Origin of the sequence: Halobacillus sp., assembly GCF_049282395.1 — a bacterium.
In the GTDB taxonomy this organism is placed as follows: Bacteria; Bacillota; Bacilli; order Bacillales; family Halobacillaceae; genus Halobacillus.
Map to the genome: position 1 here is coordinate 1 of NZ_JBAPTY010000070.1, position 7,931 is coordinate 7,931.

The following is a 7,931-nucleotide window of genomic DNA, read 5'->3' on the forward strand; positions in this document are numbered from 1 at the left end:
GGCAAATTAAGCAGATAAGCGATACCAAAGGCGATCAGTGGCATAAGTAAATATTGAGCCGCTACCCCTGCCACAACAGGAAGCGGTTTTTTGACTACCAGTTTAAAGTCTACGGGCTTCAGGGTAAGTCCCATCCCAAACATGACGACTCCGAGCAAAATAGTAATATAGGCTCCTAGACTGAGAAATGCATCTGGTAGAAAGAAAGCGATGAGAGCTGCTGCTATGACCCATAGAGCGAAATATTTTCCGGCAATTCGACTGATAGATTCGATCATTTTCATTGACTGTTCCCCCTCTCACTATGAACAAGCTTACCTGGATTCATAATCCCTTTAGGATCAATGGCTGCCTTCACTGCCTCCATCACAGGCAGGGCTTTTCCATGCTCCCGCTTCTGATACTTCATTTTCCCTTTTCCGACACCATGCTCTCCAGTGCAGGTTCCTCCACGAGCCAGTGCATATTCTACAATTTCTTCATTGAATTTCTCAGCCTTTTTAAGCTCTTCTTCATTTTCCATATCGATCATAAGGAGCGCATGATAATTGCCGTCCCCAACATGGCCCAGAATCCCCGACTCAAGGTCCAGCTCAGCAATTTTTTCCCGCCCATGTCGAATCGCCCCGGCAAGTTCAGAGATCGGTACGCAGACGTCTGTTACCATCATCTTTTTACCGGGACTGCCATGAATGTAGGCATAGGCTAAATTGTGACGAGCCTCCCACAGCTTCATGCGGGCCGCATTATCTTTTTCAAAATGAATCACTTCACACTCATGATTCTTCACGATTTCTTCCATAAAAGCGACATCTTCCTGAAGTCCTGCTTCATTGCCGTGAAATTCTAGAAACAGCGTCGCTTTTTCTATGTAATCGGTCCCATTAAACTGATTTACTCTTCGAATAGAGGCCTCGTCCAGAAGCTCTACACGGGCAACCGGAACGCCTGCCTGCAGCATCGAAATCACAGCCTCCACCGCGTGATCAATGGTTGGGAAGGATGCCCTCGCTGCCATGACATGTTCAGGAATACCATAAACCCTTAATGTTAACTCTGTTATGCAGCCTAGCGTGCCTTCAGAGCCCACATAGAGACTGGTCAGGTCATATCCAGAAGATGATTTTCTTGCCAGGCTGCCCGTGTGAATAATTTCCCCACTTGGTAAAACAACTTCCAGATCCTGAACCTGGTCTTTCATGACGCCATATTTCACAGAGGTTGTCCCACTTGCATTTGTAGCGGCCATACCCCCGAGAGTAGCATCAGCTCCTGGATCTACTGAGAAAAATAGACCATGCTTTTTCAAGGCCTTGTTTAACTGGGACCTGGTTACTCCAGGCTGCACTTTTACTAAGAAGTCTTTATACCGTACTTCTGTAACCTTGTTCATGGAGGAAAAATCAATCGTGATCCCTTTATCGTAAGCGATTATATGTCCTTCCAGACTGGACCCTAATCCAAATGGAATAACCGGTGTACCGGACGCATCAGCTACTTTTATTATTTTACTGATCTCCTCCGCGCTTTCCGGAAAGACCACCAGATCAGGCAGACTTCCTTCATGATAGGACTCATCCTTACTATGGTTGGTGAGAATCGTCTCGTTGGTACTCACTTGATCCTCTCTCAAAAATTGCAGCAGCTCCTCTTGTAAAATGGCTGTGTCTGTATTCATGGTATTCGACTCCTTTCTTCATTTGCAGGGTTAAACTGTTGGATTATGTTATCACAATTGTCTGAAAACTACAATGGATTAAAGTAGTCTACTCATAAAGAAAAGAGGACACAGTTTTAAACTGCGCCCTCTTCCTTAAGATTCATCCAGACATTCAGTGCGAAAATCAAAATCCCTGCCGTTGTAAGTGTTGCTCCACCTGCAATAACGGCTGTCAGTGACTCCAGCTGATAAGCAATCATTAGAAACAGTCCAGCCATCATGAGCGGCAAGCCGATATTATGAAGCCAGAAGTGAATTTTTCCTAACTTTGAAGCAGCAAGCTGTGGGAATAAATGATATAAAATACCAGCGAGTGTTAAAGCCGTCCACCCTAATAAGTTGATATGAACATGAACAGGTGTTAAATCATAATGGTGCACGATGGACATGTAGTAACCGATCAAGGTACCAATCACAAAATAAATCGTTGAGATTTTTATCAATGTTTTTCCGATTGGACTCACCTCCTACCTTCACTCTATGTACGTCCACATTCAATCAGAATAATGGATTTCCCGCTTAGAGAGCCGTACAATAAAGATGTATTCTATGGAAGAGGTGAAACAGTTATGAAAATTGAAATCTGGTCAGACTTTGTCTGTCCGTTCTGTTATATTGGAAAACGCCGGTTGGAACAGGCATTAGAGAATTTCCCAAATGAAGAAAAAGCAGAAGTTGTTTATAAAAGCTTTGAGCTTGATCCTAATGCGGAGCGCAGCTCTAAACAGTCCATGCATGAAAAACTGGCAGCTAAGTATGGCCGGTCCTTGGAGGAAGCGAAAGAAATGACAAGAAATATGGAGGAGCAGGCATCCATGGTTGGCCTTGATTTCCGTTTCGACACCATGGTTCCCACGAACACGATGGATGCGCACCGGATTGCTAAATTCGCTGAAACAAAAGGGCTTGATCAAGAGACAGCGGAGGTCCTTTTCCGTGCCGTGTTCACCGATTCTAAAGATATCGGCGATCATGAAACCTTGATTGAACTGGCTCAGGAAGCAGGACTCGACCAAAGTGAAGTACGCCAGGTACTCGAAAGCACCGACTATATGGAACTCGTTCGCACGGAAGAAACAGAAGCTCATCAGGTCGGAGTACAGGGCGTGCCTTTCTTTGTGATCAACCGCAAATATGCCGTATCCGGCGCCCAGCCGAAAGAAATCTTCACCCAGGCACTGGAGAAAGCTTATTCAGAAGAGAAGCAGGCTCCTGCATTTGAAACATTCTCTGGACAAACCGGAGCATCCTGCACAGATGACAGCTGCGAATAATATAAGAAAATAAGGAAATAAATACCACCTCAGGTCATCCAGAATCTGGATGACCTGAGGTGGTAATTTTTTGCATTTTGAATTGGTTCCATACTATTCCCATGCCGGATCGGGATCGGCTTCCATTAATAAATCGACTAAATGTATGGAATCTATTTGATCACTCTTGCCTTCGCGTTCGACACCGAGTTTCATCTGAAGCAGACAGCCTGGGTTGGATGTTACAATTCCATCCGGCTCCACCCCGCACACATCTTTCATCTTAACATCGAGAATATCCATGGAATCTTCGTAGTTCACGATATTATATATCCCTGCAGACCCGCAGCAGAAATCTGGACGCTCGAGTTCTTTCAACTCAATTCCAGGTATGTTACGAATCAGCTGAATCGGAGCTTCCGTGACTCCCTGAACATTCGTCATATGACAGGAAGGCTGATACGTAATCGTCCGGTTCACAGGCTGATTGAACACCAACTCGTCCAACCCGGTCAGCACTTCGGAAATATCTTTTACTTTAGCCACAAACGCCAACGCACGTTCATGCCACCGTGTTCCTTTTTCAAAAAGATGATGGTATTCGATCAGTCTCGCTCCGCAGCCGCCCGCATTATTAACGATGTAATCAAACCTCTCCTCTTCAAAGGCTTCAATATTCTGCTTTGCCAGTTCGATCGATGTATCAATTTTCCCTGAGTGAGCATGCAACGCACCACAACAGGTTTGCGCTTCTGGCAGCACGACTTCCGCCCCGCTTCGCAGCAGCAGTTCAATCGTTTTCTGATTCGATTCGTAAAATACACTATCCATTATGCAGCCCGGGAAGAAAGCAACCTTTGCTGTGGCCGGACGTTTGCGAATATACCGCTTGGCGCGCTGTTCTTTTCTCCGCTTAGGCGAAGGCAAATCAGGAAGGACTTTTTCAAATTGATCCAGATGCAGCGGAGCAATTTTCGTTAACTGAAAAGTCTGCGCCACTTTCTGCAATCCGGACTTCTGATACAGCCACGTTGCGTGACCGAGGGTGTTCATCCACTTTGAGGACGGGAAGAAGGAATCGTATAAGAAATCTTCCGTCACCCGCTGGGAGGTAGATTTCGCCTCGTATTCATCAATGACTCCCATCGCTCCTTCCAGAATTTCACCGTACTGCACATTGGTCGGACAAACGGTGGTGCAAGCCATACAGCCCAGGCATTTCTCAATCGGCTCCTGCAAGTCTTCTATGCTTGCCTTCCCTTCCGCAACCATTTTCACAAGATTGATTCGGCCCCGCGGAGAATGGGTTTCCCTCTCCATCGTTTCATAGGTCGGACATGCCGGTAAGCAGTAGCCGCACTGCACACAGTCGAACGTCTTGTCGTAATTCAGCTTCTGGCTTAACGTCTGCAGATCACTCATTGCGAAGCACCAGCTTCTGCCCTTTTTCTGCGAAAATTTTGCCCGGGTTCATAATTCCATTGGGATCCCATGCTTCTTTAATGCGCTTCATCATATCGATTCCGATTTCGCCTACTTCCATTTCCATAAACGGGGCTTTCATCGTGCCAATCCCATGTTCACCTGAAAGTGTGCCGCCAAGCTCAACAGCCGCTTCAAACAACTCTTCCACCGCAAGCTCCGCTCTTTTCATTTCCTCCTGATCCCTCTTATCACACAGGATGTTAGGATGCAGATTACCATCACCTGCATGACCGAAAACGACGACTTCTACGTCGTGCTTTTCTTTGATCACCTGCAGGCGGTCAATTAAATCTGGAATTTTACTACGCGGCACGGTGGCGTCCTCTGACACTTTCGTCGGTTTAATCTTAGCAATCGCCGGTGAAACCTGTTTTCTGGCATGCCAGATTTTTTCAGCTTCTTCGCTAGTCTCGGGTACGACTGTTTCCCGGGCTCCGATATTCTCCATGATTTCTTCTATTAATCGGCGTTCAATTTTCAATGTTTCAGGGTGGCCGTCAAGTTCAATAATGACAATGGCTGCCGCGTCCACAGGCAGTCCCGCCGGCTGGAAATTTTCCACGGCTTCTATGCAGGCCTGATCCATGAACTCCATTTTGGAAGGAAGAATACCCGACGTTAAGGTTCTTGAAATGGCCTCAGCTGCTTTTCTCACTTCGTCAAAAGAGACCATTAACGTTTGGACAGCTGGAGGTTTAGGCAGTAACTTCAGGGTCGCTTCTGTAATCACTCCAAGCGTGCCTTCTGAACCGACAATCAGCTTCGTCAGATCGTAACCGGTTACATTTTTAATCGTATTGCCGCCCGTTCGAATCAGCTCTCCTTCGGGTGTAATTACTTTTAAACCAATGACATGATCCTTCGTTACTCCATACTTCAACCCGCGCGGACCGCCTGAATTCTCCGCGAGGTTGCCGCCGATAGTAGCCACATGGGCACTGCTCGGATCAGGAGCATACATAAGCCCGTGCTTTTCTGCTTCTTTATTAATATTTCCGGTTAGTACACTCGGGGATACCGTTACCGTTAAATCCTCAGGACTCATCTCAATTCGCTCGGGCCACTGGGACATATCCAGCACCATGCCTCCGTGTACAGGAAGCGGACCTCCGCTTAGGCACGTCCCCTGCCCCCTTGGATAAACCGGTATGCGATATTCATTCGCTATCTTAAGTACTTCTATAACTTCCTCATTGCTTTTTGCCTGGACGACAGCTTCTGGAAGGTGCTCTCCAAAAGAAGCATCAAAACTATAACTATAGCGGTCTGACAGGTCTGTCAAAACTTGTTTAGAAGGGATAACCTGCTTGAGCAGCTGGATCCATTGTTCCACAAAACCTTCTCCTTTCTATGAAAATATGTCATTTTCAGATAATTATTTCTAGTAAAAAGTATAAAGGAATTTTCCATAAATTGATATACTCGCGGCGCACATAATGGCTTTCTGGAGAGGTTGATCACCGTGTGATAGACCATGCAGGTAGTAAGAATCATGTAATTTGGATTATTTTATAGAAAAAGTGGACATCACTTCCAAAAGTGTCCATTTACCCAAAGACCTGGGTATACCTTTCTGATATGATAGAAAATGTTAAATATTCAAAATATTCAATCAGGAGGGTTTTTATGAAAAAGAAAAGAAAAGTTTTCTCCGCAATGGCCCTATCCGTGGGGCTGCTGGCTGGTTCAGGTTTAGGAGCCGTCCATGTTGAAGCAACCGCAAACGTTCAGGCTAAAATCCAGGAGAGTAAACAATCCATGGGCAACCTGACAGCTCCGTCTGAATCTAAAGCGTCGGATATTGTTAAAGCAGCCGTAAAAGGACAGATTGACAGTAAGCTTTCAAACTCTCAGAAAAACAATGAAAGTTACGTAGACTATCGCGTAGTAGAAGAAGCGACAGATTATAATGGGCAGGATCTAGTGAAGCTTCAGCAGACATATAAAGGGTACGACGTCTTCGGAAAAGTACTGGTCAGCCAGCTGGATCAAGGGGTTATCAAAAATGCGCTTGGAGATGTAGCCAAAAATTTAAACGGTAAAAAAGGCTTAAAGGAAAAGCAGAAAATTTCTAAGAAAGAAGCCGCAAGTTATGTGTCAGATACATACGGTTCTGATGTTGAGCTGCTTACAGATACAACGGTGGAGAAGGTCGTCTATGTAAATGATAAGGATAAAGCTTCCTTTGGGTGGAAAGTAGATTTCTCAGTAGCTGCCCCTACTTTTGCAGAAGGGTTTGTCATTCTTGATACGAAAAAAGGAGACACTCTTTTACATGCTGTGAAAGAAATGGACAGAGCTCTTTCTGATGAAACCATTCAGTATGCAAAAGGCGGCAATGGCGGTAATGGAAACGGCGGAGGCAAACCAGGTTCCAGTGCGACAGTAGTTGGTCCAGTTACAGGATCCGGTGTTGATAAAAATGGAAACTCCCGTACGTTCACAGCAAGCGAGATGTCTGATGGTACTTATGAATTAGTTGATTATACAAGAGGACAGGGGATCCTGACTTATGATGCACAGTACGCTGATTTAAATCGTGAATACCGACTTTACCCTGGTGAACTATTATCCAGTACATCTACTACGTTTTCTGACGTTGAGGGTGTCAGTGCTCACTACTTAGCAACCTCTGTTTATGAATACTACTTAAATGAATATAACCGTAATAGCTTTGATAATAACGGTCAACAGGTGAAATCGGTCGTACATGCGTGGGATTCAAGCTCAACCAATGATCCGGAAAACTGGTTCAATGCTGCAAGTGTTAACGACGGCGCCATGCTCATTTATGGAGATCCATTAGCAGGGGCTTATGATGTGGCGGGACACGAGTTTACTCATGCCATTACTTCCAGTGAGTCAGACCTCGTGTACAGCGGTGAACCGGGAGCATTAAACGAATCAATCTCGGATATCTTTGGGGTAGCTATTGAAAAGAATGTAAACAATGGATCCTTTAACTGGACAATCGGAGAGCAATCCGGAGAAGTCTTCCGCAGCATGTCGGATCCTTCTTCCATTCAATTCTCATCTACTCTCGTGTATCCAGATGACTACAATGATTACCAGAACCTTTCTTATGACAATGGCGGTGTCCATTTCAATTCCAGCATCATTAATAAAGCTGCTTACCTACTTGCAGCAGGTGGAAGTCATAATGGCGTAAGCGTACAAGGTATTGGAGAAGAGAAAGTATTTGATCTTTTCTATTATGCTAACGTTGACCTATTAACAGCCGATTCTACATTTGAAGATTTACGTAATGCGGTTGAAACCGTAGCAGTAGATCTATACGGCAGCAGTTCTTCCGAATTTCAGGCTGTAACCGCTGCGTTCGATGCCACATTAATTCCATAATCATTTCTATAGAAAAGCACCAGCGCAACATTAGCGCCGGTGCTTTTTTACATTTTGTTCCACCTCAGGTCATCCAGAATCTGGATGACCTGAGGTGGAACTTATTCCCTTTT

6 protein-coding genes and 1 pseudogene are annotated in these 7,931 nt (G+C 45.2%); 2 read left to right on the forward strand and 5 right to left on the reverse strand.

What is annotated here, in order from left to right:
- The 3 genes and pseudogenes from WAM07_RS03615 to WAM07_RS03625 all read right to left on the reverse strand — a co-directional run.
- Window positions 1-284 (reverse strand): annotated as a pseudogene (locus WAM07_RS03615) (bile acid:sodium symporter family protein); the annotation flags it as partial.
- The gene (locus WAM07_RS03620; RefSeq protein ID WP_422164846.1) at window positions 281-1,678 is read right to left on the reverse strand and encodes an FAD-binding oxidoreductase; all 1,398 of its coding nucleotides are present in this window, start codon (window positions 1,676-1,678) and stop codon (window positions 281-283) included. The pseudogene WAM07_RS03615 and the gene WAM07_RS03620, both read right to left, overlap by 4 nt.
- A gap of 116 nt (window positions 1,679-1,794) precedes the next feature.
- On the reverse strand, window positions 1,795-2,175 hold the full coding sequence (locus WAM07_RS03625; RefSeq protein ID WP_422164855.1) for a cbb3-type cytochrome c oxidase subunit I: 381 nt from the start codon (window positions 2,173-2,175) through the stop codon (window positions 1,795-1,797).
- A 51-nt stretch (window positions 2,176-2,226) separates the two neighbouring features.
- Here WAM07_RS03625 and WAM07_RS03630 point away from each other — a divergent pair, with 51 nt between their 5' ends.
- The gene (locus WAM07_RS03630) at window positions 2,227-2,994 is read left to right on the forward strand and encodes a DsbA family oxidoreductase (RefSeq protein WP_422164848.1); all 768 of its coding nucleotides are present in this window, start codon (window positions 2,227-2,229) and stop codon (window positions 2,992-2,994) included.
- A gap of 93 nt (window positions 2,995-3,087) precedes the next feature.
- Here WAM07_RS03630 and WAM07_RS03635 read toward each other — a convergent pair whose 3' ends face one another.
- Both WAM07_RS03635 and WAM07_RS03640 read right to left on the reverse strand, forming a co-directional pair.
- On the reverse strand, window positions 3,088-4,395 hold the full coding sequence (locus WAM07_RS03635; protein ID WP_422164850.1) for a (Fe-S)-binding protein: 1,308 nt from the start codon (window positions 4,393-4,395) through the stop codon (window positions 3,088-3,090).
- Window positions 4,388-5,791, reverse strand: a complete 1,404-nt coding sequence (locus WAM07_RS03640; protein WP_422164851.1) for an FAD-binding oxidoreductase — start codon at window positions 5,789-5,791, stop codon at window positions 4,388-4,390. The genes WAM07_RS03635 and WAM07_RS03640 overlap by 8 nt, the downstream gene beginning before the upstream one ends.
- A gap of 293 nt (window positions 5,792-6,084) precedes the next feature.
- Between WAM07_RS03640 and WAM07_RS03645 the strand changes: the two genes are divergently transcribed.
- Entirely contained in the window at window positions 6,085-7,818 is a 1,734-nt protein-coding gene (locus WAM07_RS03645; RefSeq protein WP_422164853.1) for a M4 family metallopeptidase, read from the forward strand.
- Window positions 7,819-7,931 lie beyond the last annotated feature (113 nt).

What these genes read in the sequence shown, in the direction of transcription:
- WAM07_RS03635 (WP_422164850.1), bottom strand. Translation starts at nt 4,395, where the DNA reads ATGAGTGATCTGCAGACGTTAAGCCAGAAGCTGAATTACGACAAGACG.
- WAM07_RS03630 (WP_422164848.1), top strand. Translation starts at nt 2,227, where the DNA reads ATGGATTTCCCGCTTAGAGAGCCGTACAATAAAGATGTATTCTATGGA.
- WAM07_RS03620 (WP_422164846.1), bottom strand. Translation starts at nt 1,678, where the DNA reads ATGAATACAGACACAGCCATTTTACAAGAGGAGCTGCTGCAATTTTTG.
- WAM07_RS03645 (WP_422164853.1), top strand. Translation starts at nt 6,085, where the DNA reads ATGAAAAAGAAAAGAAAAGTTTTCTCCGCAATGGCCCTATCCGTGGGG.